Source organism: Variovorax ginsengisoli, from assembly GCF_030486595.1.
GTDB lineage: Bacteria > Pseudomonadota > Gammaproteobacteria > Burkholderiales > Burkholderiaceae_C > Variovorax > Variovorax ginsengisoli_B.
Genome location: NZ_JAUJZH010000029.1, coordinates 42243 through 67063, shown reverse-complemented (window position 1 = coordinate 67063; position 24821 = coordinate 42243). Strand labels below are relative to the sequence as shown.

General features: G+C 63.4%; 24 protein-coding genes and 3 pseudogenes. 6 read left to right on the top strand and 21 right to left on the bottom strand.

The annotated features are described in order from the left end of the window. Nucleotides 1-80: 80 nt before the first annotated feature. Both QZH52_RS30330 and QZH52_RS30325 read right to left on the bottom strand, forming a co-directional pair. A complete protein-coding gene (locus QZH52_RS30330) occupies nt 81-881 on the bottom strand; it encodes an alpha/beta fold hydrolase (RefSeq protein ID WP_301814692.1) in 801 nt (266 codons plus the stop codon). 67 nt (nt 882-948) lie between these two features. Beyond that, the gene (locus QZH52_RS30325) at nt 949-1530 is read right to left on the bottom strand and encodes a TetR/AcrR family transcriptional regulator (protein ID WP_436411652.1); all 582 of its coding nucleotides are present in this window, start codon (nt 1528-1530) and stop codon (nt 949-951) included. A 535-nt stretch (nt 1531-2065) separates the two neighbouring features. On the opposite strand from QZH52_RS30325, the gene QZH52_RS30315 reads away from it, so the two are divergent. Next, nucleotides 2066-3247, top strand: coding sequence for a thiolase family protein (locus tag QZH52_RS30315; RefSeq protein ID WP_301814690.1), 1182 nt, complete (start codon nt 2066-2068; stop codon nt 3245-3247). A 157-nt stretch (nt 3248-3404) separates the two neighbouring features. Continuing rightward, nucleotides 3405-4418: a 2-dehydropantoate 2-reductase gene (locus QZH52_RS30310; protein ID WP_301814689.1), complete on the top strand. Its 1014-nt coding sequence runs from the start codon at nt 3405-3407 to the stop codon at nt 4416-4418. A 119-nt stretch (nt 4419-4537) separates the two neighbouring features. Here QZH52_RS30310 and QZH52_RS30305 read toward each other — a convergent pair whose 3' ends face one another. Beyond that, nucleotides 4538-4714, bottom strand: a complete 177-nt coding sequence (locus tag QZH52_RS30305) for a hypothetical protein (protein ID WP_301814688.1) — start codon at nt 4712-4714, stop codon at nt 4538-4540. A gap of 60 nt (nt 4715-4774) precedes the next feature. Here QZH52_RS30305 and QZH52_RS30300 point away from each other — a divergent pair. Further along, nucleotides 4775-5494 (top strand): annotated as a pseudogene (locus tag QZH52_RS30300) (IS6 family transposase). Nucleotides 5495-5561: 67 nt separating this feature from the next. Here the strand turns inward: QZH52_RS30300 and QZH52_RS30295 are convergent. Further along, on the bottom strand, nt 5562-5885 hold the full coding sequence (locus QZH52_RS30295; protein ID WP_301814687.1) for an IS3 family transposase: 324 nt from the start codon (nt 5883-5885) through the stop codon (nt 5562-5564). Between the two features lie 31 nt (nt 5886-5916). After that, nucleotides 5917-6183, bottom strand: a complete 267-nt coding sequence (locus QZH52_RS30290; RefSeq protein ID WP_301814686.1) for a transposase — start codon at nt 6181-6183, stop codon at nt 5917-5919. Nucleotides 6184-6706: 523 nt separating this feature from the next. Here QZH52_RS30290 and QZH52_RS30285 point away from each other — a divergent pair. Further along, nucleotides 6707-7969, top strand: coding sequence for a porin (locus QZH52_RS30285; protein WP_301814684.1), 1263 nt, complete (start codon nt 6707-6709; stop codon nt 7967-7969). A gap of 245 nt (nt 7970-8214) precedes the next feature. Here the strand turns inward: QZH52_RS30285 and QZH52_RS30280 are convergent, their stop codons facing one another. The 13 genes and pseudogenes from QZH52_RS30280 to QZH52_RS30220 all read right to left on the bottom strand — a co-directional run bounded on the left by QZH52_RS30280 (nt 8215) and on the right by QZH52_RS30220 (nt 20274). Then, nucleotides 8215-9213 (bottom strand): phosphotransferase family protein, encoded by a 999-nt coding sequence (locus QZH52_RS30280; RefSeq protein WP_301814683.1) that lies wholly within the window; start codon nt 9211-9213, stop codon nt 8215-8217. A 9-nt stretch (nt 9214-9222) separates the two neighbouring features. After that, nucleotides 9223-10191: a C-terminal binding protein gene (locus tag QZH52_RS30275; protein WP_301814681.1), complete on the bottom strand. Its 969-nt coding sequence runs from the start codon at nt 10189-10191 to the stop codon at nt 9223-9225. Between the two features lie 159 nt (nt 10192-10350). Then, nucleotides 10351-10437 (bottom strand): annotated as a pseudogene (locus QZH52_RS30270) (electron transfer flavoprotein subunit beta/FixA family protein); the annotation flags it as partial. Between the two features lie 43 nt (nt 10438-10480). Next, nucleotides 10481-11587, bottom strand: a complete 1107-nt coding sequence (locus tag QZH52_RS30265; protein WP_301814680.1) for an alcohol dehydrogenase catalytic domain-containing protein — start codon at nt 11585-11587, stop codon at nt 10481-10483. Between the two features lie 34 nt (nt 11588-11621). Continuing rightward, nucleotides 11622-12833 carry an amino acid ABC transporter substrate-binding protein gene (locus QZH52_RS30260; protein WP_301814678.1) on the bottom strand — a complete coding sequence of 404 codons (1212 nt, stop codon included), beginning with the start codon at nt 12831-12833 and terminating at the stop codon, nt 11622-11624. Nucleotides 12834-12879: 46 nt separating this feature from the next. After that, complete coding sequence (locus QZH52_RS30255; RefSeq protein ID WP_301814677.1) at nt 12880-13404, bottom strand: carboxymuconolactone decarboxylase family protein; 525 nt, start codon at nt 13402-13404, stop codon at nt 12880-12882. Between the two features lie 16 nt (nt 13405-13420). Then, complete coding sequence (locus QZH52_RS30250) at nt 13421-14431, bottom strand: VOC family protein (protein ID WP_301814675.1); 1011 nt, start codon at nt 14429-14431, stop codon at nt 13421-13423. Between the two features lie 101 nt (nt 14432-14532). Beyond that, nucleotides 14533-15090, bottom strand: coding sequence for an NADPH-dependent FMN reductase (locus tag QZH52_RS30245; protein ID WP_301814674.1), 558 nt, complete (start codon nt 15088-15090; stop codon nt 14533-14535). Between the two features lie 26 nt (nt 15091-15116). Continuing rightward, nucleotides 15117-16409 (bottom strand): phosphopyruvate hydratase, encoded by a 1293-nt coding sequence (eno, locus tag QZH52_RS30240; RefSeq protein WP_301814673.1) that lies wholly within the window; start codon nt 16407-16409, stop codon nt 15117-15119. 24 nt (nt 16410-16433) lie between these two features. Continuing rightward, nucleotides 16434-17009: a cupin domain-containing protein gene (locus QZH52_RS30235; protein WP_301814671.1), complete on the bottom strand. Its 576-nt coding sequence runs from the start codon at nt 17007-17009 to the stop codon at nt 16434-16436. Further along, nucleotides 16999-17706 carry an ABC transporter ATP-binding protein gene (locus tag QZH52_RS30230; RefSeq protein ID WP_301814669.1) on the bottom strand — a complete coding sequence of 236 codons (708 nt, stop codon included), beginning with the start codon at nt 17704-17706 and terminating at the stop codon, nt 16999-17001. Before QZH52_RS30230 ends, QZH52_RS30235 begins: the two co-directional genes overlap by 11 nt. Continuing rightward, the gene (locus QZH52_RS30225; RefSeq protein WP_301814667.1) at nt 17696-19435 is read right to left on the bottom strand and encodes a branched-chain amino acid ABC transporter ATP-binding protein/permease; all 1740 of its coding nucleotides are present in this window, start codon (nt 19433-19435) and stop codon (nt 17696-17698) included. Before QZH52_RS30225 ends, QZH52_RS30230 begins: the two co-directional genes overlap by 11 nt. Next, on the bottom strand, nt 19426-20274 hold the full coding sequence (locus tag QZH52_RS30220) for a branched-chain amino acid ABC transporter permease (protein ID WP_301814666.1): 849 nt from the start codon (nt 20272-20274) through the stop codon (nt 19426-19428). Before QZH52_RS30220 ends, QZH52_RS30225 begins: the two co-directional genes overlap by 10 nt. Before the next feature lie 239 nt (nt 20275-20513). Between QZH52_RS30220 and QZH52_RS30215 the strand changes: the two genes are divergently transcribed. Beyond that, nucleotides 20514-21296, top strand: a complete 783-nt coding sequence (locus tag QZH52_RS30215) for a fumarylacetoacetate hydrolase family protein (RefSeq protein ID WP_301814665.1) — start codon at nt 20514-20516, stop codon at nt 21294-21296. A gap of 108 nt (nt 21297-21404) precedes the next feature. After that, the gene (locus QZH52_RS30210; protein ID WP_301814664.1) at nt 21405-22502 is read left to right on the top strand and encodes a LacI family DNA-binding transcriptional regulator; all 1098 of its coding nucleotides are present in this window, start codon (nt 21405-21407) and stop codon (nt 22500-22502) included. Between the two features lie 35 nt (nt 22503-22537). Here the strand turns inward: QZH52_RS30210 and QZH52_RS30205 are convergent, their stop codons facing one another. The 3 genes and pseudogenes from QZH52_RS30205 to QZH52_RS30195 form a co-directional block, all read right to left on the bottom strand. Continuing rightward, nucleotides 22538-22888, bottom strand: a complete 351-nt coding sequence (locus QZH52_RS30205; protein WP_301814727.1) for a molybdate ABC transporter substrate-binding protein — start codon at nt 22886-22888, stop codon at nt 22538-22540. Next, on the bottom strand, nt 22788-23231 hold the full coding sequence (locus QZH52_RS30200) for a hypothetical protein (protein ID WP_301814736.1): 444 nt from the start codon (nt 23229-23231) through the stop codon (nt 22788-22790). The genes QZH52_RS30205 and QZH52_RS30200 overlap by 101 nt, the downstream gene beginning before the upstream one ends. Nucleotides 23232-23306: 75 nt before the next feature. After that, nucleotides 23307-24653 (bottom strand): annotated as a pseudogene (locus tag QZH52_RS30195) (NAD(P)(+) transhydrogenase (Re/Si-specific) subunit beta). Nucleotides 24654-24821 lie beyond the last annotated feature (168 nt).

Sequence of the window (24821 nt, the reverse complement as noted above, 5' to 3'; positions counted from 1 at the left end):
ACGGCTACGACGCCGCGCTGCTCAGCAGGTGCCGCCACCTGTTTTGGCGCCTGTGACGAGCGCGACACAACCTTCGATCTTCATCGGGTGCCTCTTTCGGGGCTGATGGCGACGAAATCCATCGCCGCCGCGACGACCGCTGGATTGCCTAGGAGGCGCCGGTGGCCCAGTCCCTCGACGCACAGGTGCCGAGCACCGGGCCACACGCTGGCACCGGCCAGGCTGTCTTCGATTGCGACGACGCGGTCGTCGGCGGAATGGATGAAGAGCGCCCGCTGGCGCAGTTGCGGCGCGCGGAGCGGCAGCGAAATCTCGCGCACCTCAACCCCGATTGCGCTGCGCAATAGCGCCAGCATGGCCTCGGTCCCCTCGCGGTCCAGGCCGGCCGCAGCGGCGAACCTGCGTGCATGGTGCTCATAGTGGGCTGGTGCCGAAACTAGCACTGCACACTGGGCCCCCAGTCCCGCGTGCAGCGCTTCCGCCAGCACCGCTGAGCCGATCGAGTGCGCGATCACCGCGTGCAGCGGTCCCAGCGCTTCGCCGACCGCACGCAACGCTCGTGCGGACTGTGGGATCGACGTTTGCCGCCCGGCAGAGTCACCGTGTGCCGGAAGATCCATCGCGAGCACGCTGAAGCCGGCGTCAAGCAGCGGTGGCGCGAAGGCAGCCAGATCGGAAGCTTGCCCTTCCCAGCCGTGAAGAAGCAACACCGCAGGGCCGCTACCGGCGCGCTGCAGCGCAATCTCGCCCTCCGGCGTCGAGATGCGCAGCGCCTCACCGCCGTTGAGCACTAGCGGCCGGCGCTGCGGCGGAGGCCGTGGCGTCAGAAAGGCGTGTGCGACCTGTTCGGGACGCAGGCGCACAACAGTGGTGTCACTCATCGCATTCGATGGCATGATTTGCATCATATTTGTGGTCGAATTCCGCGCTGCCGTGGTTCACGCAAAGTCAGCCGTTGACGGGGACGAGGTGGTTGAGCGCCGCCTCGCGCAACGCATCGGAAAGGCGGAGGTCGTCGACGGCACGCGCCAGTGACAGTGCGCCGACCATCGTGGCCACCGTGACGAGTGCGCGCTCGTGGGCTGCCGGCCCTCCCCATTCGGGCGACTGGCGGGCGATGAGATCAATCATCTCTTTGATGTGGCGGGTAGCGGCTCGCCGCACCTCGGGCGCCTGACGCGGCATCTCCGAGCCGAGTGCGGCAGCAGGACAACCTCTTTCGGTGGCTTCGAGGTGTTCCTTCGACAGATACGCGCGCAGCAGTGACCCCATTGCGCGCTGCGGCGGCGCGTCGGCGGCGATGCGCGTCAACGCGGCGACAGTTTCGGCGCCCGCGCGGTCCGCCGCCTCGGCGAGCATCGCCTCGCGCGACGCGAAGTGGGCGTAGAAGCCGCCGTGGGTCAGGCCGGCGGCCTTCATGATGTCGGCTACACCGCTGCCACCGTAGCCGCTGCGCCGAATGGCACGCGCTGCGGCCTCGACGATCCGTTCATGCGAAGCTTCCTTGCGACTATGTGTGGCTCGTTTCATGGTGGATTCCGTTACTATGATTTCCATCATATCAAATTCCCGCATGTCAAGCAATCTGAACGGATGCAGATCCGGGGCGCCGATAACCCGAATGCGCCCTCGCTCCACGATGGCCAACGACCGCTCAGTCCATCCAGTTTGAACGACTCTCTTCAAGAAGACTTGACGAATTCATGACGTCCATCATATGATTGGACGTCATCCAGCGTGTCTGGCTTCACGCAGATCGCGATCAAAGTCCACGCGGCGCATAGAGCTTGATGCGAGCCCCTCGGATCACGGAGTCAGCCATGCCCGCCACCGCCTCTTCGCCTCAAGCCTCGTCGTTCAAGATTCGCTTCCCATCGCTCTCTAGCGAAGGCAACAGCGAGGACTTTCCGTGTGATGAGGCCGGCCGGGTCGACTTGGATGAACTCGACCGAACGCGCGCGTTGGAACTATCTGTTCGCCCGCGCCATGATCGGGCGCGAGTACGGCAAGCCCAGCGTATACGCGGGCTAGCTTCCGAAATGCCAACAACCCTCGAAAGATTCCCATGAGCATGAATGTCGTCATCTGTTCGCCCGTTCGCAGCGCAATCGGCAGCTTCGGCGGTTCGTTGCGAGATACGCCGACGAGCACACTAGGTGCCCACGCCATCGCCGCCACCTTGCGACGCTCCAAGCTAGATCCTGCACTGATTGATTCAGTGGTGATGGGCAATGTCGTACAAGCTGGCAACGGTATGAATGTCGCGCGGCAGGCCGCGATCCACGGCGGCCTACCGGTGGCTGTGCCGGCGATGACGGTCAACCGTGTGTGCGGTTCGGGCGCTCAAGCCGTGGCCACGGCCTATGCGGAGGTCGCTGCGGGACTGTCTCGGATGGTGGTCGCGGGCGGCGTCGAGAACATGGACCGTGCACCCTACCTGCTGCCGGGCATGCGGTTCGGTACGCGGATGGGCAACGCCGAAACGGTTGACTCGCTGCTGCTGGACGGCTTGCACGATGCGTTCTCGACGCGACATTCAGGATGGCATACCGAAGAACTCGTGCGAAAGCACGGCCTCACCCGAGAGGCGCAGGACGCGTTCGCGGCGGAAAGTCAGAAGCGCTTTGCCGCCGCTCAAGCAGCCGGGTCGTTCAAGGACGAGATCGAGCCTCTGCCCCTCAAAGGGAAGAAAGGTCCGATCACATTTGCGGCGGATGAATCGAATCGTCCCGACACGACTGCGGAAACGCTCGCCCGGCTGAAGCCCGTGTTCCGTCCCGATGGCACGATCACCGCCGGAAACGCGCCGGGTGTCAACGCGGGTGCCGCCGCAATGATCGTCTGCGACAACGCGATGGCACACGATGTTGGACTCGAACCGATGCTTGTCGTCCGCGGCATCGGCGTTGCTGGCGTCGAACCCGGCTTCTTTGGGTTGGGTCCCCTGCCGGCGATCCGCCAGGCCCTGGGCCGCGCCGGCTGGAATATCGGCGAGGTCGACCGCTTCGAAGTGAATGAGGCCTTCGCTGCCATAGCCATCGTTGTTCGCGACGAGTTGGGCATCGACCCGTCGCGCTTCAATGTCGACGGCGGCGCGATTGCGCACGGGCACCCGATCGGCGCAACCGGAGCGATCCTCATCACCAAGGTGGCCCATGCGCTGCAACGCACCGGGGGCAACAAGGCTGTAGTGTCGCTTTGCATCGGCGGCGGTCAAGGCATCGCCTTGTGTCTGGAGCGCGCTTAGTCACGGCACAGCCAGGCGGCGCCGACATCGGGCAACGCGAGGTCAATGCGCAGCTGGGCAGTCTTCATAGCCTGCTGTTGACGCGATGCGCTCGGCCGCTCGAAGCCCGAATCATCGGCGCGGCGCCTGCCCGCACACTCAAGGAAGGAGACCGTTTGTGAAAATCGTTGTTTTCGGCGCCGGCTCCATCGGCGCCTTCGTGGGCGGCTGCTTGCTGGCCTCCGGTGCCCAGGTTCAACTGGTGGGGCGCCCGTCGATGCGGCAGCGGATCGAACAGCATGGCCTTCGATTGTCGGACCTGAACGGATGGAGCGCTGAATTCCCCGCATCGTCGGTGCCGTACGCAGAATCGCCCGAGGTGCTGACGAAGGCCGACCTGGTCATCGTCGCCGTCAAGAGCTCAGGCACGAAGGCGGCCGCGACCGAAGTGGCCAGGCATGCCCCCTCGAGCGCGATGGTCGTGAGCTTCCAGAACGGCATCGGCAACGCCGCGGCGCTGCGCGATGCACTGCCTGGCCGCGTCGTGCTCGGCGGGATGGTGCCCTTCAATGTCGTCCAATTGTCCGAAGGCAGGCTTCACCGCGGCACCGCAGGCGAACTGATGGTCGAGGCACACGAGGGCTGGTCGTCGTGGCTCGCAACCTTCGCGGCGGCGAGACTGCCCCTGGAACAACGAAGCGACTTCGTCGCCGTGCAATGGGGCAAGCTGCTGCTCAATCTCAACAACGCAGTGAACGCGCTATCCGGCGTGCCGTTGAAAGCCCAGCTTTCGGATCACCGCTATCGCCACGTCCTGGCCCAACTCATGGACGAGGCCCTCGCTGCCTTCCAAGCAGCAGAGCTGACACCCGCTCAGGTGAGTGGTGTGCCGCCCGGCAAGCTGCCAGCGCTGATGCGTTTGCCCGACGCCGATTTCGGTCAGGTTGCAAGCACCATGCTGGCCATCGACCCACAGGCGCGCTCTTCGATGTGGGAGGACCTGGAAGCCGGGCGTCTGACGGAGATCGACGAGTTGAACGGCGCGGTGGTTCGGCTCGCCCGTGAGCATGGGTTGAGCGCGCCGGCCAACGAAGCCATCTGTGCCCTCGTGCACGCCGCTGAACGAGGCGGCGACCGGCAGATGCAAGGCCGCGCCCTCCTTCGGGCCGTCGGGCTTCAAGCAGGCACTTGAACACGCAGGCCTCTGACGATGGGGACAATTGACCCGCGATGAACCCCTGATCTGGGCTTCAGCAATCGTCGGCCATCTGGGTCTCGTTCGATCGGAGCGATCGAGCGGCACCCGTTGGATCAGGCAGTGTGGAAGCGCTCGCGCCGGCTCGCAGCGATAGAAACCACCGGTGCCGTTCGGGTCTCTTGCCTGCACATCTCGCGCTCGATCCCGCCCTCCCTCCAGGAGGTCTGGAACTGCATGCCCAGATGCCGCGCCACGGCCTGACCATAGGCGAGGGTGACAGACCAGTCCATCAGGGCTCTGGTGCAATCTCGCCCTGGTTACGCTGTGGCCTCTGAACTGAAGGCGAATCGATGGCGCAGAGGCTTCAAAGCATGGACGAACTGTTCAAGGGCCGGCACTTCGAGCGTCAGGTCATCGTCCTATGCGTTCGGTGGTACCTGCGCTTCAAGCTGAGCGTTCGTGACCTCGTCGAGATGATGGCCGAGCGCGGCCTGGCGGTGGCCCATACAACGATCATGCGCTGAGTCCAACGTTTCGTGCCCGAGTTCGAGAAGCGCTGGAATCTATTTGCTCGCAGGGCCGGTCGCTCATGGCGCGTCGACGAAACCTACGTGAAGATCCGCGGCAAGTGGAGCTATCTCTATCGTGCCGTCGATCGAGAAGGCCAGACGGTCGACTTTCGCCTGAGCGTCAACCGCGACGTGAAGGCAGCCAAGGCATTCTTTCGCAAGGCGCTGCAGACTCAAGGACGACCTCCGGTCAGCATCACCCTGGACGGCTACGCCGCCTCGCATCGCGCAGTCCGGGAGTTGCCCGAGCAGAGTCCTCGCTGGAAAGACACTCGGCTGCGATCGTCGCGCTACTTGAACAATATGGTCGAGCAGGACCATCGGGGCGTGAAGGCGCGCATCAAGCCCATGTTCGGCTTCAAGGTCTTCGATCGCGCGGCCGTGACGATCGCCGGCGTTGAGCTGCTCCATCGCATCCGCAAAGGCCAGTTCAATCTGGGCCGGTTGCGTACAGCGGGCCAAGCCGCGCCCGCAATTTGGAGCGCGGTGCTTTTGGCCTGACAGGCACGCACGCACCCACGAAGTCGTTCGCCCGCGCGGAAGATTTGCACCAGAGCCAGTCCATGCTTCAGTGCTGATTCGGCCCGGTCGCGGGCACCGGTCGACCGCGCTGCGGGCTGATGCGCTTGCGGCGGTTGACCTTCATGCGCAACTGCAGCCCTTCCAGCCGGCACAGGCGATAGACCCGCTTCTTGCCCACCGACCAGCCCTCGCGTTTGAGCATGACCCGGACGCGCAGATACCCGAATCGCGGTCGGTCCATGGCGATCTCCCGAATGCGCAACCGCAACGCACTTTGATCGCGCGCCTCGCTCTTCTGATACCAGACCGAGGGCCTCAGCAGCGCCAATCGACACGACCTGCGCACATTCACTTTGAAGCGCTCCTGCATCCAGGCTGCCAGCTCACGCCGTTGGTAGTCTTCAGAGCTTTTTTCGGACGACCTCCTGCAGGATCTGCTTGTCCAGTGTCAGGTCCGCCACGATGCGCTTCAGCCTGGCGTTCTCGTCCTCGAGCATCTTCAAGCGCTTGAGCTCGGTCACGCCCAAGTCACCGAACTTCTTCTTCCAGGTGTAGTACGTCGCCTCAGACACGCCAATCTGGCGGCACACATCGACCACCGGCGTACCCGACTCGGCCAGCCGCAACGCGTAGGCGATCTGCTCCTCGCTGAATCTCGACCTCTTCATCGCTTCTCCTTCCTGCCCTCACGGGCCGGCCGAAAAAGCCACCTTACCTTTAGTTTTGAAAAGTCCGGAATTCGGGGGAGACGTCATCCAGCAGTTGTCACGACGAGCACCAGTTCCCCCTGAGCCAAGGCTTTGCATCGCTGATGACCTGACCAAGTTGCCCCACGCAGCTAGATCGGACGAACGCCGCTTCCTCGTCGAGTGCCCCGCGCTGGATGCGAAGCCAAATCCGCGAATCACCGCCACCGTCTAGTCCCTTGTAGCCAACATAGTTGTGCTTACGATGGCATCGTAACTCTCGGCGGTTCGACGCCAGATCACCGAGAGAATCTAAGAGGAAACCCTAGTTTCTTCTAACGACCGGTACAGCTACGATAATGCGAACGTTAGCACGCATTGGTGCGTAGTTTCAATCAGACAGAAAGCCTTGGACTGCCATGTTGATGGTCGACGCTAACTGCTTCAAGACTTGACCGCGTTCCATTCCCACAAGCCGCAATTCCTACATTTGGAGACACCCGCAATGAAAAAAACTCTCGTCGCCGTGGCTGTTCTAGCTGCGACCGGCGTCGCCTCGGCTCAGTCAACGGTGACCCTGTTTGGCGTTGTTGACGCAGCCATCAGCGGATACAAGAATCAGTCGGAAACGCCTTTCGGTGTGTCCGTCAATAAGTCGCAAACGGCCATGACGAGTTCCGGCTACAACAACAGCCGGTTGGGGTTCCGCGGAACGGAAGATCTCGGGGGCGGCTTGGCCGCGACCTTCTGGTTGGAAGCAGGGATGACCAACGACAACGGCCTCGGCGCAGGCACCGGAGGCGCCCTTATCTTCAATCGGCGATCAACCGTCAGCCTGTCCGGCGTCTTCGGTGAAGTTCGCCTTGGAAAGGACTTCACGCCCACGTTCTGGAACGACACCGTATTCGATGCTTTTGGCGCCAACGGGGTCGGTACCAACCTGATCACGACTGCAAGTGGCGGCGCCACTTTCGGTGTCCCTAACAGCGGCTTCCAAGCGAATCCAAACTATGTGAGGGCTGTCAACTCGGTGGGCTACTTTCTGCCACCGAACCTAGGCGGGATTTATGGTCAGTTCATGTATGCTTTCAATGAGCAAGTCTCCTATGATCCGGGCGGCCTGACTCCTCCAGGATCTGCCGCGATTGCCGCGAACCCGACCCTGGCCCTGACGCCCAACAACGCGCGGGTCGGCCGATACGTTGGCGGTCGCGTGGGTTACGCCAAAGGTCCGCTGGATGTAGCGTTGGCCTACGGAGCAAGCACGATCGGTTCCAACTATTTCGTCGGTACAACAACGACACTCAATACTTGGAACCTAGGCGCCTCATACGACTTTGGCGTGGTGAAGTTGCTCGGTGAATATTCCAACAACAAGCAGAACACCGATTTCGCGAAGAACACCTTCAACCCGTTCGGTACTACGAAACCCGGCGCCAATGGTGCCGTTGTCGGCGTGCTCATACCCGTGGGTGTCGGGATGATTCGCGCGTCTTACTCGGAGGTCAAATACAACAATGTGAACGCGAATACTCTGGGCCTGAACCCGAACCCGAAGGCTGATCAATTCGCGATCGGATACGTACACAACCTCTCGAGGCGGACGGCGCTGTACACCACGTTCTCGTATTTGAAAGACAAGGATGGCGCTGCGCTGGCAGTCACAGGCTCTCCCGGCTTCTACATGGGCCCAGTTCCGGGCGGTCCCGGCAGCGCGACGCCCAGCAAGTCGCTGGGTTACGACGTGGGGATCCGTCACGCATTTTGATCAGAGAGCGCTGCCAATTTTCTTGCAAGTGAAGTAGTTGAAGCCGCCCGTCCATCGGGTGGCTTTTTTTTGCCGGGCTGAGGCAACTGGCTGCAGTTGCGTAGCAGGAGGCCAGTGAAGTCAAAGCAGAGGGCACCGCTGCGATCTTGAAGACGCGGCTTCTGCCGTTGCCCCGCGAGCCATGGCCGCAAAGCATCGGCCACCTTGCGTTACCTCTCTTGAGGAGGTCGCCGACTCATGCGCGTCTAGAACCAGCGGCGGCAGATGTCACTGAGTTCTTGCGATGGATCCTTGATCAAGCCAACCGCAAAGCCTCTGACTCGGTCCTTTTCTTGCTCATCGGTGATGTACTCCACGGGCGACTTGCCATCGATCCGCGCCAGCAACAGGCCGGGCAGCAACTTCGCGGCCCGGCGTTGTACTTCGTGCGCGGGCTCCCAACCAACTTGGTCGAGGTAGCTGCGCATGAGTGCCATGAACGACCGCGCGAACTCAGCGCTGCGCGACGGCACGACAACCGCCTTCAACACAAGGTGGTTGAGGCAAAACGCGAGGTCAAACGCCGGATCTCCATACCATGCGCACTCCGCATCGAGAAGCACCGGTCCTCGCGGACCGGCCAGGATGTTCTTCGGGCTCACGTCGCCGTGGACCAGCGCGTGCGTGGTGCCCGCTGTCTGCGCCACCAGCGCTAGAAGCGCGGCTGAGACCTCGGGATAACGTGCCGCCGTCGCCACGAGGTAGGGCTCCAGTCGCAGGGCATAGAAGTTCTCGATCGTGTCGAAGCGCTTGGCGAGGTCGATCCGCCAGGCACTTTCCGCATGGATCGCGCCGAGCACCTTACCGACCGCTGCAGCCAAACCAACGTCAACCTCGCCCGCTAGGAGTTGCTGCTTCCACACCGGGTGGTCCTCCGGCTCCAAGTAGGCCATGGCAAACAGGCCGGCTTCCACATCCTGCGCGATCGGCGCGGGAACATTGGCGGGGCAATGCTCCGACACGAATTGCATCCAAGCCCACTCATAGGCATTGCGGGAGACTGGCGCATCCCACACCGCCGCGACCTTCAGTTGCGGCAGCGCGCGCTTGACGCAAATTGTGCGATCGCCCAGATCGACCTTCCAGATGTCGGAAGACACGCCTCCGGCCAACTCCTGCCAGCGCGCTTTGACGCCAGGTTTTGTCAGGCCTTGGACTTCGACGAAGTGGACCAGATCGCGGTCCGGTACGGCTGCATTCGACATGGCGTCTCCTTAACGGCGGTGAGCCGGCTGATTGCGCCCCTCGCGCGGCGCCTGACCCGACAGGACACGCACCACCTCCTCGGCGGCGCGGCGCCGCAACTCTTCCAACGACGCGTCGGACGAGAACGCAACATGCGGCGTCAACATCGCGCCCGGACTGGACCTCAGTTCGTCCGGCACCTGCGGCTCCGACTCCAGCACATCCAAACCAACTGCGGATAGGCGACCGGACCTGAGGGCCTCCATCACTGCCGCTGTATCCACGACGGCGCCTCGGCTGACATTGATGAGCAGGCCACCCGGCCGCATCAGGGCCAGGCGCTCGCGGTTGATCAAGTGCTTGGTGGCCGCTACCAATGGCGCATGCACTACAACGATGTCGCTGTTGCGCATCAGGCCGTCCAGATCCATCGGCTCGACGCCCGGATGCGCTGCGCCCGGAAACGGGTCATATGCCAACAGTCGGCAGCCGAACGCAGACAGCTTGCGGGCGGTGAGGCGGCCGATGCGTCCGAATCCTACGATGCCGCAGGTCAGGTTGGCCAGTCGCTTGAGTTTCGCGCTCGCCGGGTTCCAGTGCCCGGCCCGAACCTCGCGATCGAAGTGATTCAATCCACGGGTCCAGGACAGAATGAATCCGAGCGCATGGTCTGAAACCTCCTCCACGCAATAGTCTGGCACGTTCGTCACCCAGACTCCACGGTCGGTCGCGGCCTGCACGGCAATGTTGTCCAGCCCGACGCCCAGGCGGGCCACTATCTCGAGCGGCAGGCTTGACTGGATCGCGTGCGCGGAGACCTCCGCCCAGCACGTCATGATCCCGTGCGGTTGATGCGCGGCGATCAGAGCGTCGATGTCTGACACGTTGGATGGCGCGGCCGGTCCGCTCACGAGACGCAGGCCCGCTGATTCAATGACCCCGCGCTCGATGGAGTCATCGGGCCAGGCGTAGTCAGTCAGCAAAACAGTCTTGGTCATGGTCATTCCCTACGATGAGACGAAGGCGAGCCCTCGATGAAACAAATGCGTTGGGCCCCCAGGCCGTCGATCCCTGCTTCCACCACGTCGCCGGGGCCCGCCCCGCCTGGACCGTCGCCGCTGTCCTCAGCCGTAGTCGGCCACCGAGAAGATCGGCGCCTCGCACTTCGCGTCGCCGCACGAGACCGCGATGACCTCGGTGGCCGCGCCCTTCTCCTTCAGGCGGACGGCCTCTTCGACCGCGACTAGTCGAGGCGGGCATTGGCGAGGCTCATGGCAGCCAAGGCCTTCAGGGGCACACGACGTAGTTGGAAAAGCCCCCGTTGCGATCCTTCAGGCCGGAGATCGCTTCGTTCACGCGTGCCAGAGGGAACGTGACGTCTTCCAGGTACGACAGGTCGATGGTCCCAGTGCGAACCATGTCGGCCATCTCTTGGCCTTGCGTGGCGCTGAACCAGTTCGACCCGATCAACTGGATCTGCTCGTCCATCAGCCACTTCATGTCGATCGGCAAAGCGTCCGACACGCCGCCGATATTCACCACCTTGCCGCCGCGCCGCACGCCCTTCATGGATTCCAGCATCGTCTCGACCGGTGCGCGGGCGCCCAATGCGCTGATCGCGAAATCAACGCCGTCGCCGCCAGTCTGTGCCCTCGCCCACTCCCCGGTCGGTCGATCCCCCAGCGCGATGACCTCGATGCGCTCGGGAGCCAGCGCCTTCACGCGCTCCAGCAGAGCCAGATCCCGCCCGGTACCCAGAATCTTGGACAGTCCCATCGCCAAGCCGAGCACCGTTGCCGCGACGCCCAGCGTACCGGTGATGCCGTCGATCAGGCCGACTTGCCCCGGGCCAGCGCCAGCATTGCACAGCGCACCGTAGGAGGTGCCTAGATAGCCAAACCGTCCAGCCTTCTCAAAGCTGAGGTTGTCGGGAATGTTCACCAGCGCGTACTCAGGCGCTGTCATGTACTCGCTGAAGCCCCCGTACGGGTACAGGTCGAAAATCCGTTGCCCGTCTGTGCTGGTGCTGAAATAGCCATTGAGCGTGTAGTAACGGCACTGGCTACGACGGCCGGAGCGGCAGGCCTTGCACGATCCGCAAGAACGCAGCGGGCTCACGTACACGCGGTCGCCCGGTTTTGCATTGATCACCGCCTCGCCGACCTCCTCGACGACGCCAGCCGGATCAAGGCCAAAAATGGCCGGAAACTTGGCGAGCGGCTGGTGCGGAAACCAGCTCGGCCAGTTGTTGATGACGTTCGCCATGTTGGGAACGATGCCGCACGCCTTGACGCGCACGAGCACGTCGTTGGACCGAGGCTTCGGCACCGGAATGGTGTCGAGGGTCATTGGGGTGTGCAGCTGGTGCAGCCGCGCCGAGGTCATTGTCCTCATGATTTCTCCTGTTGCGATCCGGGGGTATGCGATGTCACTGGAAGGCGCCTCCCGGCGGGCGGAACTTCGCCGGCCAAACGGTCACCCACTTTCCGCCCTGCACCTGCTTGAGCTTGGTGTCGGGCGCGCTGCTGTTGAACTTGCCTTCGAACGAACGAACGCCGAGCACGGTCTGTACTTTGTTAGCCTTGAGCCAGGCGGCCATGGCCTTGTCGTCAATCTTGCCGGCGCCATTGGCAGCTGCCTCCATGATTTGCCATGCAGCAAATTCCGACGCTGCCTGATATTCGGCGACTGGATACGGCAAGCCGGCTCCCTTGGCCTTCTGCACAAACGCTGCAACGAAGTCTGCGGCTCCAGCATTCTTGATGAACGGGTCGTGGTCTTCGAACCAGGTCAGGCTGGTCACACCGGCAGCGTTCGGGTGCCCCGCCGTCGGACCCGGTGCCGGAAACAGATAGAAGTGACGCTTCGGTAGGTAGTCGATGCGCTTCATTGCATCGAGCAACTGCACCGCCTCCATGCCCACGGCGCCGGACCACAATACGTCTGGATTGGCGTCCTTGATGCGAGCGGCGATAGCGCCGAAGTCACGCGTTCCGAACTCATACTCGAGCGCTAGCACGGTCTTGAGGCCACGCCTCTGCGCGATCTCTTGACCTCCCTTCGCCAAGTCGAGCGCCGACGGGAACTTGCTGGTGACAAAGGCGATGGTTTTAGGCGGATTCGGCAGGCTGGCATATCCATCGAGGATGAGTTCTGTGTCTGCCAGCCGCGGATCCGGGCCCAGGGGCAGCGAAGGGAACTGCATGTCGTACGGCGCCAGCGCTGGCTCCCCCAGGCTGCTTTGAATGAATAGCTTGTTGAACCGCTGCGCAACGCCCATTGCGGCGAGGATCGAACTCGTGCCGTAAGGTCCCATCAGCAGGTCGACCTTTTCCGCAGTGATCAGGCGTTCGTACAGCGTGCGGGCGTTTGCCGGCTGCGACTGGTCGTCCAGTACGACGAACTCGACCTTGCGGCCCAGCAGTCCGCCGCGCTTGTTGATGTCTTCGACAAACACCTCGGCGGCCAGCTTGTGAATCATGCCGACCGACGCCAGCGGGCCGGTGAGTGGCAAGGTGCCTCCGACACGAATGGGGGCGCTGCCGCTCCCTTGCGCGAAGGCCGCCGGCAGGCCGGTTGCAAGCATGAGCGTGCCGGCCGCGAGCGCCAGCACGCGACGACGAAGAGGGCTGCAAGTCATGGTGTTGTCTCCTGCTGATGTTGTAGGTGGGCGACGTTGCCGCCGTTCAGTGGCCCGCTTCGAGTTCGATCCCCAGGCCCGCCATGATGCGAACGCCGGAGTTGTACCAAGAGACCACCAGCACCAGCGCGATCATTTCCGGTTCGCCAAGGAATGCCGCCGCGCGTGACCAGCTGTCGTCGCTCACATCGACCTTGAGAGTCGACTCCTTGGCAAATGTCATCACCGCCTTCTCTTGATCGGTGTAGAGGCTGGAGGTCTCGAACTGCGGAACCGCATCGAGCTGCGCCTGCGTCAAGCCGGCCTTGAGGCCATGCGACTGATGGTGCGCAATCTCGTAGCGCGAGTTCGTGAGGTGCCCCACCGTCAGAATCGCCAACTCCCGCAGCCGAGGGCTCAGCGGCGACGACCGTAGCGCGTTAGCGTAGGTAAGGAAGCCGTCAAGCAACTCCGGCGTCTGGGTCAGCGCCAGGAAGATGTTGGCGGTGGGCATCTTCCGCTCTTTCTCAAGGCGGTCGAAGATCGCCTGGTTGGGGCTGCTGGCGCGATTGAGGTATTTGACGCGTGCCATGGGATTCGGTCCTTGGTTAGTTGTTGCTTTGGGTCGATTGCTGCTGAATGAACATTTCCAGCGTCTGCGGATTCGGCTTCTGCTCCGGGTCCTGTGTGGTGGCGTCCTTGAAGGGGCTGGCGTGGAAATACCAGTGTTCGGTGGCGGGTAGGCCCCAGCGCACGTTGGTGCTTAGGGAGCCCGCATCCCAGCGCACCGGCTCGACCTCGGTGTCGATGGTCTGGTAGTGACCGTCGCACAGCTCAATGCGATGTCCATCCGGGTCCAGGAGGTAGACGTACAGCATTCCGCCGGGGCCGTGTCGGCCTGGCCCGCGGTCCACCGAGCCGCCGTAGCCGTAGTTGCCCGCCAGGTCGCAGGCCGTGAAAATCAGGTGCGACTCCGGAATGATGTAGGCGAAGTGGTGCATCTTCGGCCCCACGTTCTCCACAATCGCCAGGTCAAGGCACGTCCCCTTGCGGAACATGAAGGCACCCAGCAACTTGTCACCGTGCGCCAGGTATTCCGAGTTGCGGAAGCCAAGTTGGCTATAGAACTCGCAGGCCTTCCAGCAATCGGGTGCAAAGATCTGAAAGTGATCGATGCGCTGAGCGTGCGCGCCGGTGAACTGCTCGAACTTGAGGAACATCCGCTCGCGCACTTCCATGTGGGCGCACAGCTCGAGCTTGGTGCCGTACAGATCCTCGCAATGCAGCGTGCGGCCTTGGTAGGGCACCTCCACCCACTTCGCCGGCAAGCCGCGCCCGGTGAACCAGGCGTAAGCGCTATCGAGGTCCTCGTCCAGATAGACACGGAAGCCGAGTCGCTGACAGGCGGGCGCGCCCTCCGTTTGCACCAACACCAGGCTGTGATGCGCTGCTTCTGAGAGACCGCGAAGGTAGCAGGTGGTCGGCGTCTCATCGGAGACCACCAGGCCCACGATCTTCACGTAGAAGTCTCGGCTCTTTTGGAGATCCTTGACTTCCAGCACTATGTGACTCGCCCGGCTGATGTTGAATGGCGGGCGCAGGTCGACGGTGGGCAACATGGCAAATCTCCTGTGTGGTTGGTTTGACGGTGAGCGAACGAGACCGGTTTGCAGAGGGCTTGGGACTCGATTTCCGGCGGTGCAGCCGAAGTAACTTCACCCTACTCGGTTAGCGCCCTGCTGGCGCGGATCTCGGTGGTCAATGCCTGGATGGCGGCGAGAGCGAACTGGATGTTCGACTCGTCCGTCAGCAGGCCGTCCTTCAGCTTCTCGAACACCTGGGGGATGACGACGGCCGGATGGACCGCCACCCGGGACAATGTGCTTGCGAGCGCCTCCCGCAGCTGCGCATGCGCCCGAGCACCACCGGTGAAAGCAGGCGAGGCGCTGATGATGAGCGCATGCTTGCTCCGCAGCGGCGAAGTCTTCGGCGGCCGAGACGCCCAGTCGAGGGCGTTTTTCATCACGCCCGAAGTACCGGCGTTGTACTCCGGGGTGCACAGAACGAGGCCGTCCGCCTGCCGGATCGCCTCGCGCAAGCGCGCCACCGCGACCGGAGGCTCCTCGGTGTCGAAATCGCCGTTGTACAGCGGGAGGTCCGTGAGCGGATGCAACTTGAGGGCGATCCCGTCGGGCACCCGTTGCTGCAGGGTGCGCAGGACGGCCGTATTGCTCGAAGCGTGGCGCAAGCTGCCGGAGAGGCCGAGGAGGCGAATCATGCTGGGAATCCTTTGTTGGCAAGAAATCAGTGACTGGCCTGGAACGGCAATGCGTCCCAGCCCCAGAAGCGCGCGTCGCGGCCCATCGATTCCTCGATGCGCAGCACCTCGTTCCATTTCGCCATTCGCTCCGAGCGGGCGAAGGAGCCGACCTTGAGCTGTCCCGCGTTCCAACCCACCGCCAGATGAGCGATCGTGACGTCCTCGGTCTCTCCTGAACGCGCCGAAACGATGGTGCCGAATCGTGCATCCTTCCCTGCTTGCAGCGCGGCCAGGGTTTCGGTCAAGGTGCCGGCCTGGTTGGGCTTGATCAGGACAGCGTTCAATTGCGACACCGCCGCGGCGGCGCGGACGCGTTCGGCGTTGGTGACGAGAAAGTCGTCGCCGATGATCTGGCAGCGCGATGCGTACTTCGAACTGAAGCGCGTGAAGCCCTCTGCGTCGTCCTCGGCCAATGGGTCCTCAATGGACATGATGGGATAGCTGTCGAGCCAACGCCCCAGCATGTCAATCATGGCGTCCGTGTTGAGCACGCGGCTCTCCAGGGCCAGTTCGTAGCGACCGTTCGAGCCAAATTCGGAGGCTGCGATGTCGAGCGAAATGCCGACCTGCGCACCTGGCTTCAGTCCCGCATCGATGATAGCCTGCATCAGCGTATCCAACGCTTCCTCGTTCGAGTTGAACGCGGGCCAGTAGCCGCCCTCGTCGGCCACTCCTTGGAGCTTCCCGGTGCGTCGTAGCAGCGCTCCCGCGGCGCGATAGATTTCGGCAGTCCACTCCAGCGCTTCGTCGAAGCTGGTGGCGGCAGGACACATCACCATGAAGTCCTGGACATCAACGCGCCGCTCCGCGTGGGCGCCGCCCCCGAAGATCTGGATCTCAGGAAGCGGCAACCGAACCGGCTGCCCGGCGGCCAGCAGCTGCCAAAGCGGCACACCAGCCGCGGCCGCCCGGGCATGTGCTATCGCCATGGATGTCGCCACCAGCGCGTTGCCCCCGAGCCGGCTCCGGTTGGGTGTTCCGTCCAGCTGGACCATCAGTTGGTCCAGCGACCCCTGGTCGTTGACATTGCGCCCTGCAAGCGCGCCGTCTAAAACCTCGTTGATCGCGCGACAGGCCGATTGCACATCCAAGCCACCGAAGCGTGCTCCACCGTCGCGCAGGTCGACCGCCTCCCCACTGCCCATCGAGGCGCCAGCCGGCGCGAGCGCGCGCCCCGTCAGGCCGCCGCGCAGCCGTACGGTCGCCTCGACGGTCGGTCGGCCGCGCGAGTCCCACATGCGTCGTCCGTGGACGCTCTCGATCGTTGTATCGTTCATTTGTTGTGTTGATGTCGTTGGGTGTTACTTGGCCGCTTGGCGCGCACCGATGAGCACGAAAGCCACGGTCGCAGGTCGGTCGGACTTGTTGCGCCATGCGTGGCGTGTACCGTTCTGGACCACGATGTCGAACGGCTCCAGGTGGGTCTGCACCGCGTCGTCGAGCTCCAGCCACAGCTCTCCGTCGAGCAAGATGCCGTAGTCGACGGTTGGGGTCTCGTGCATGCCGTCGGGCTCGAATCGCTCCGCCAAGCCGGGGCTGATCGCGAGGTTCTCTTCAAACGCCGCTTGGCCGTTGAAATCCGCGGCGGCGAAAACGCTGTCTGGTGGAAACGTGACGACCAGTAGCCGGGTTTCGCCGGGGGCAGGTACAAAGCTTGCGACGTCAACAGTCGGATCTTCGCCGTCAAAGGGAAGCGTCGGCGCGGCGGGCGTCGCCCAGACCAAACGCGACACCATGCCCGGGATGTGCTTGAACACGTCTGTCCGGGGCGGCACCGAGTGCATGACAACATGGCCGCCGCCGTCCTGGCGCTGTCCCGTCACGATGCGATTCAGGTCAGACGGCACATTGCCATTGAGGGAACTATCAGACGCCAAGATATGCCTCCTTGATCTTCGGGTCACTCAACAGGGCGGCGGGCCTGCCGGAAGTCACGATCCGGCCCTGCTCGATCACGTACGCGTGGTGCGCGACTTCCAACGCCTGGTGAATGTTTTGCTCGACCAGCATCACTGCCACGCCGCGCTCGTTGATGCGTCGGATGATCTTGAACATCTCCGAGACGATGAGCGGCGAAAGGCCCAGAGAAGGCTCGTCCATCAGCAGCAGACGCGGTCGTGCCATGAGTGCCCGCCCGATCGCGACCATCTGTTGCTGTCCGCCGGACATCGAGCCTGCGATCTGCTGGCGTCGTTCCTTCAACACCGGCAATAGCGAAAAAACCTCTTCCATCGTCTCGCGGCTCGACGCCCGTGCACCCTTGCGATAGGCGCCAAGCTCAAGGTTGTCTTGCACCGTCATGTCGGCGAACAGGCGCCGCCCCTCCGGTACGATGGCGATGCCGTGGTCGCACACCCGGTGACTCGGTGCGGACGCAATGTCGACGCCGTCAATGAGCACCTTCCCCTGGCGCGGCCGAAGGACGCCCGCAATGGCGTTGATCAGCGTGCTCTTGCCAGCACCGTTAGGGCCCAGCACCGCCACCACTTGGCCCGCATCGATGTGCATGCTGGCATCCCAGATTGCGGGAGCGTCGCCATACGACACGTGCACATTGAGAAGATCAAGCAGCATGGGCGGCTCCCAAGTAGACATCGATGACCTTGGGATCCTGCATCGTTGCCTCTGGCTGGCCGAGTGCCAGCAGCCGTCCCTGGTCGAGCACGGCAACCCGGTCGGCAAGGGCCACCACCGCGCGCATCACGTGCTCCACGAACACAATGGTGGTTCCGGCGGCGCGGATGCGGCGGATCAGGTCGATGGCCTGGTCGACTTCAGTTGGCGTCAACCCGCAAAGAACCTCATCCAGCAGCAGCAGCTTGGGTTTTGCGGCCAGCGCACGCGCGAACTCGACGAACTTGCGTTCGTGGAGATTCAGCGACGCCGGCAGTTCGTGCGCCTTCTCCGCCAAGCCCATGAAGTCGAGCCAGTGCAAGGCGGAGTCTGCCGCATTGAGCGCCTTGACGTCTTGGCCGAATGCTGCGCACAGCTGCACATTCTCCAGCACCGTCATGTGCTCGAACAGCCTTGGGATTTGATAGGTACGCGCAATGCCGCGCGCGGCGACCCTATGCGGCTCCAGCGTCTCGAGAGACTGTCCATCCAGTCGGATGCTCCCGGACGTCATCGGAAAGTGACCGCTGATCATGTTGATGAGCGTCGACTTTCCGGAACCATTGGGGCCAACCAGCGCCAGGATTTCGCCGCGGCGAACTGAGAGGGAAATACCGCCGAGCGCCCGCAGGCCGCCAAAGAGCTTGGTGACGTCCTCGCACTCCAGCAGCGTACCGCCCGGCGCGTGGGCGTCGATCGACTGGCGCAGTGGCTCCTCGGCTGACGCCGCCGCCGGCTGAGCACGGCTGCGCAACTTGCGCAGCAGTCGTGGCGCGATGCCTTCAGGCAAGAACAGGATGACCACGATCAATGCGAGCGCGACTCCGGCGCGCCCCAGCTCGGCGTGGCTGCCACCGACGAACAGGCTGAGCGCGACGGTAATCAGGGTCGCGCCCACTGCCGGCCCCACCCAATGCCGGGCCCCGCCCAAAATGCTCATCAGCACGACGTAGAGGGGCACCGTGATCGAGAACGTCTCCCCCACGGTGACGTAGCCCACGTAGCCCGCCTGCACGGCGCCTGCGGCGCCGGCGATGGCAGCCGAGATGGCGAAGGCGCCGACCTTGTAGCGGAATGTGGGCACGCCTTTCACCTCGGCCACGTCCTCGTCGTCGTGTATGGCCAGCAGACCGCGCCCAAAGCGCGAAGACAGAATGCCGCGGGACACCAGCAGAGCGATCACCGCCACTGCCAGGCCCAGCAAATAGATCGCGCCGGGAATCGAGGTGCCGAGTGTCGGCATTGGCACGCCGCTGAGGTTCACGCCGGCGCCGCCATCGATTGGGGTGTTCGACACGATCGCAGCCAGGACGTAGGTCACCGACAGGGATAGCAACGCGAAGAACTCGCCGCGGAGCGTGTGGATGCGAAACACCACCGCGCCGATGCAGGCCGCCAGCCCAGCGGCCAGAGCCGCTGCCAGCGGAATCGTCAGAAGGTAGGGCAGCCCCAACTTCACGGACATCCCGCCTGCCGCATAGATGCCGGTGCCGAAAAAGGCCGCGTGGCCAAAGCTCCAGTAGCCGGCGTAGCCGCTCAGGATTCCCCAGCTCGTGGCCAACGCCACCCAAAAGAAGATGACGTACAGATACGACAGATAGAAGTCGGGGGCTCCCGCGTAAGGCAACGCAATCAGCGCTGCCCCAAGAAGGCCGACGGCCGCTTTGACGGTCATGGAATTCACAGCCATTTCGGCTTCCAGAGCAACAACGCGATGAGGATGGAGAACGCGACCAGGGGCGCCCAGGCGGGATTGACCGTCGCCATCGTGATGGCCTCCGCAACGCCAATCAGCATGCCTGCTGCCAGCGCGCCAAGTGGATTTGCCAGACCGCCGATGATGACGACGGCAAATACCACGCCGATCCAGGCTTCGATCTGCGACGGCGCCAACGTGGAGGTCAGAGCGATGAACACGCCCGCCACGCCAGCAGAGGCGGAACACAGTCCGGCCAAGCCGTATGACAGCTGACGGGCATTGATCCCGAAGGCCGCCGCGATGGGGCCGTCATGGGCAGCGGCCCGTAGCGCGCGCCCGAGCAACGTGCGATGCAACGCCAGCCAGGCTGCGATTGCGAGCAGCGCAGCGCTGGCGAATGCCGTGAGTTCGAGCACCGGAATGAACAAGGGCCCAAGCCGGATTGACTCTTGCGCGTAGGGAGTCTCGTACTTGCGAAAGTCCGCCGACCAGATCCATTGGATCAGGGACTCGATCAGCACGGTGACACCGAAGGTCACGAGCATCGAGGCAAACTCACTGACGTCGAAGCGGACGAATATCGTGTGGAGCGCCAGGCCGACCACGAAGAAGGCGGGAACGATGATGAGCAATGACGCGTACGCCGGCCAGCCGAACTGGGCCCCGAATTGGTAGGTCAGGTACGCGCCCAGGAACGCGAGGGCAAAGTGGCTCAGGTTGACCAGTCTCAGCAGACCCCAGCTGAGGCTCAGCCCCATCGCAAGAAGGCCGTAGATACCGCCAAGCAGCAGGCCCCCGATGCCCGACTGGAGCAGCAGCGAAGCGCTCACCCTTTTGCTCCCTCAGCGCACGCCCGGTGAGCGCAGCGAATTCGCTGGGTGCAGTTGATGGCTTGGCGGCTCGCCACTGTTGGGTTTCGAATCATTTGTCTTGTCTCCTTGTGCTAACGTTAGCGCAATTGTTGGCATGGTCATTTCGTTTGTCAATAGCAGAGATGCTCTGGGGTTTACCCTAGTAAGAAACCTGGTCTTATGGCGTTAAAAATGCCAACGTTTGCACAGGAGATGACATGAGTTCACTGACTGTCGTGAGGTACGAAAGAGAAGGCCAGGCGCACTACGGCGTCTTGGCAGACGGCGTGTTGGAACGCCTGGTTGGCTCCCCCTTCGAGGGAATCGTCAAGAGCGGAGAGCGAGACCGCCTCGATGCGGTCCGCCTGCTGCCACCGGTGGCACAACCGCGCATCTTCGGCCTTGGCTACAACTACAGGGCCCATTCGCAGGAATCGCAGAAGGCCGTGCCTGAGATCCCGGTCGTTTTCATGAAGCCGAGCACCTGCGTCGTCGGCCACGAGGATGCGATTGTGTATCCGTCCCATGGCGAAAACATTCACTTCGAGGGTGAGCTCACAGTGGTGATGGGCAAGACGGCGCGTCATGTCACGGAGGCCGACGCACTGGGCCACGTTTTCGGCTACACCTGCGGCAACGACATCAGCGACCGCGTGCTGCAGAGGCGCGAGAGCAGCTTCGGCTGCCTCTTGGCCGGAAAGGGCTATGACACCTTCGGCCCCATCGGCCCCTGGATCGTGACGGGTCTGGATCCGGCAGACCAGCGGATCATCACACGCGTCAATGGAACCGTACGCCAGGACGGCAACAGCCGGGACCTGGTGTTTTCCGTACCGTTCTTGGTCGCCTACCTGTCGAAATACATGACACTGCTGCCAGGCGACCTGATCATGACGGGCACGCCGGCCGGCGTCGGTCCTATCAGCGTCGACGATGTGATCGAGGTCGAGATTCCGGCTATCGGCGTGCTGCGCAATCCGGTCGTCGCCGAAGCACACTGACGATGTGTCGACGGATCTGGTGGAGACCTCCGGTTCACCCGTGCAAGCCTTTGCCACAGACGCGCGCAGCGGCATGCTATCGTCACCGCTTACTTGGTGGGGCTTTCCGTGGTAACGATTAAGGACATTGCCGCGCGGCTGAACGTGTCGGCTTCGACTGTTGGCCGAGCGCTGGCGGATGACTCCCGCATCAGCGCGGCCATGAAGCAGCGGGTTCAGGAGGTCGCAGGCGAGATCGGCTACGTGGCCAATCGGGCCGCTCGCATGATGCGCGGAGTGTCGAGCAACTTGGTGGGGCTGATCGTCCCCGACGTGCGCAACAATTTCTACTCGACGATTGCCCACGCGCTATCCAAGTGCTTGGAGCAGGAGGGGTTCCAACTGACCCTGTCCGAGTCGGACGACGATCGGGCCGCCGAGTTGAGACACGTCCGCGAACTTGTAAGCGCCAATGTCGCCGGGATGATTCTGGTGCCCTGCGCGCGGCCGCTGCCTGCGACAGCAAAGCTTCTGCAGACCATGCCACACATTCAGTTGCTGCGCGAGCACACCAGTTTGGGGAAGCAGTGGTTTGGGATGGATGACGTCCGGGCCTTGGGTCTGGCTGTGGAACATCTCCTGCAGCTTGGTCACCGGCGCATCGCATACATCGGCCCGCCGATGGATTTGCCGACAGGCGCCGCGCGATTGAAGGGCTACCGCGATGCACTGGCGCTGAGCGCCAGTCATGATCCCGCACTGGAGTTGTGTGGCGCACCCGACGACGAGATGGCGAGCGGCGCAGGCCTTGGCGGCCTGCTGCGGCTGGAGCGCCCTCCGTCGGCCGTTGTGATCGCTGGTGTGCGGCACACGCACGCCGTCGTCAACGAATGCATTGCCATGGGGATTCGCGTGCCCGAGGACCTCTCGGTGGTGGGCTTCGGCGACGAGGCCGGATTCGGCTGGTGGGGCGCTGGCTTGACGACGATCAGCCTTCCGGTGTCTGAAATGGCCACCTCCTGCGGCTTGTGGTTCTTGCATCAGTTGCGGCAGCGGGCGACGCCGCTTCCGCCCTACCGCTCCATTTCGGCGCCTTCCCTGGTCGTGCGGGGCAGTACGCAAGAAGTTGCGGACCCCGAGGTGCTGGGCCGTGGTGGCGATCCGCTTGCCCCAGCCAAGACAGGGAGCCGCAACACACGCCTTAGACGTGAGGCGTCCCGGCTCTAAGCTTGGGTCGCCGGATGCAGCTGCCCGCAAGGGCGTCACACGATCCCCCTTGGCCGCCGCCTGCTACCCAAAGCGATCTGCACGGGTTGCAGACCGAACCGGGCTAGCGCACCCTGAAATTGCTGAGACCCTAAAAATTCCAGCAGCGCTGCGATCTGACTTCCCTGTGGGCGCCGGTCGACAGCGATGGCGTCATAAGCGGCCTGTCTTTTGAACTCCTCGGGCAACTCGAGAATGGTCACGCCTGGTACGCCGATCATTTCGCTGATCTGTTGAATACCCAATTCAGCAGCTCCTGAGGCCACGAGGGTCGCCGCCGATCCTCCCGGCTCGGGGATCACGCGCTTCCGTGCAACGGCTTCGCTCAGCCCGTACTTTCGCAACACATTGACGAGGTGCTCTCCGCTGATGCCGTCCGAGTACACCACCGCCGATGCGGACTTCAGGACGAAAGGCGGCGCCGCTGCGCGACAGTGCCACGGCACAGCGCTTCATCGAGGCCGGTTGACGCTCCGCAGCGTACTGGTCCACGATCTCGCTGGGTCCCAAAAAGACATCCGCTGCAATCTCGCGGGTTCCCGTTCTCTTGATGGCCGACACGCCGATGTAGGACGCCGAGATCCGCACGCCGCTCTGCTTTTCGAATTTGGGCAGGACCGCCTCCAAAATCTTGCGGGTGGACTGGGTACTGACCAGCTCCAGCACGGAATTCGAGGAAGGGGCGGTCATTTGACGGTCTCCTGGGCTTGGCCATGTGTCTGGCGCGGCAACGGTGATGTGGTTTGCACGGATGAAACGATGAAGCTACGAGTCGATCGCCTTGGCCATGTCCTCGACCACCTTCTTCGCGTCGCCGAAGACCATCACGGTCTTGGCCTTGTAGGCCTCCAGGATCGGCATGCCCTTGGTGAGCGCGGCCGGGTTCACCACGTCGTTGGCGCCCAGGATGATCGCCACGTCGGCCTGGCCGAACTCGCCGTTGATGTCCTCCATCTCGAACACCTGGTCGTAGGGCACCTCGGCCTCGGCCAAGAGCATGTTCATGTGGCCCGGCATGCGCCCCGCCACCGGATGGATCGCGTACTTGACCGTCACGCCATGCTCGGTGAGCTTGGCCGCGAGTTCCTTCACCGCGTGCTGGGCGCGCGCCACCGCCAGGCCGTAGCCCGGCACGATGATCACGGTCTCGGCGTTGCTGAGCACGAAAGGCGCGTCGTCGGCGCTGCCGCTCTTGACCGGGCGCTGCTCCTTGGCCGCGCCGCCGGCGGTGGCCGCCTCGCCGCCGAAGCCGCCCAGGATCACGTTGAAGAACGAGCGGTTCATCGCCTTGCACATGATGTAGCTCAGGATCGCACCCGAGGAGCCCACCAGCGAACCGGCCACGATCACCATCGCGTTGTTCAGGCTGAAGCCGATGCCCGCGGCCGCCCAGCCCGAGTAGCTGTTGAGCATCGACACCACCACCGGCATGTCGGCGCCGCCGATCGGGATGATGATCAGCACGCCCATCACGAAGGCCAGCAGCAGCATCGCGAGGAAGGCCGCCCAGCTCTCGGTCGCCATGTAGACCAGGCCCAGCGCGATGGTCAGCAGGCCCAGCACCAGGTTGAGCATGTGCTGGCCCTTGAACTGCACCGGCGCGCCCTGGAACAGGCGGAACTTGTACTTGCCCGAGAGCTTGCCGAAGGCGATCACCGAGCCGCTGAAGGTGATCGCGCCGATGGCCGCGCCCAGGAACAGTTCGAGCCGGTTGCCGGCCGGAATGGCATAGCGCAGGAAGCCGTCGATGATCGCGGCGCCCTCGGGCGTTTGCACGCCGACCGCGGCCGCCACCGGCGTCGGCGTGATGCCGAAGGCCCAGGGCTCGACCACCGCGGCCACCGCGATGAACACCGCCGCCAGGCCGATCATGCTGTGGAAGAAGGCCACCAGCTCGGGCATCTGCGTCATCTCGACCGTCTCGGCGCGCTAGGCGCGGCAGCCGCCGCCGACCACCACGCCCAGCAGCACCCAGGCCATGCCGATCGCCTTGCCGCCCGAGAGCTGGACGATCAGCGCCGCGGTGGTCAGCATGGCGATCGCCATGCCGACCATGTCGACCATGCCGAACAGGTTGCTGCGGACGGAGGTGGTCGGGTGCGACTCGCCCATCACAACGTCGAACCGAAGCCGTTCATCTGGACCGCACGCGCCTGCGACATCCTGGCCAAGGTCACGCGGGCCAAGCCCGCTCTCATTGCCGCTGCGGGATAAGTACAGCACAGAGTGGCGCACTGCACTAGCGAGTGGGCTGGACTGCGCGACGGGCTCCGCCGTCTA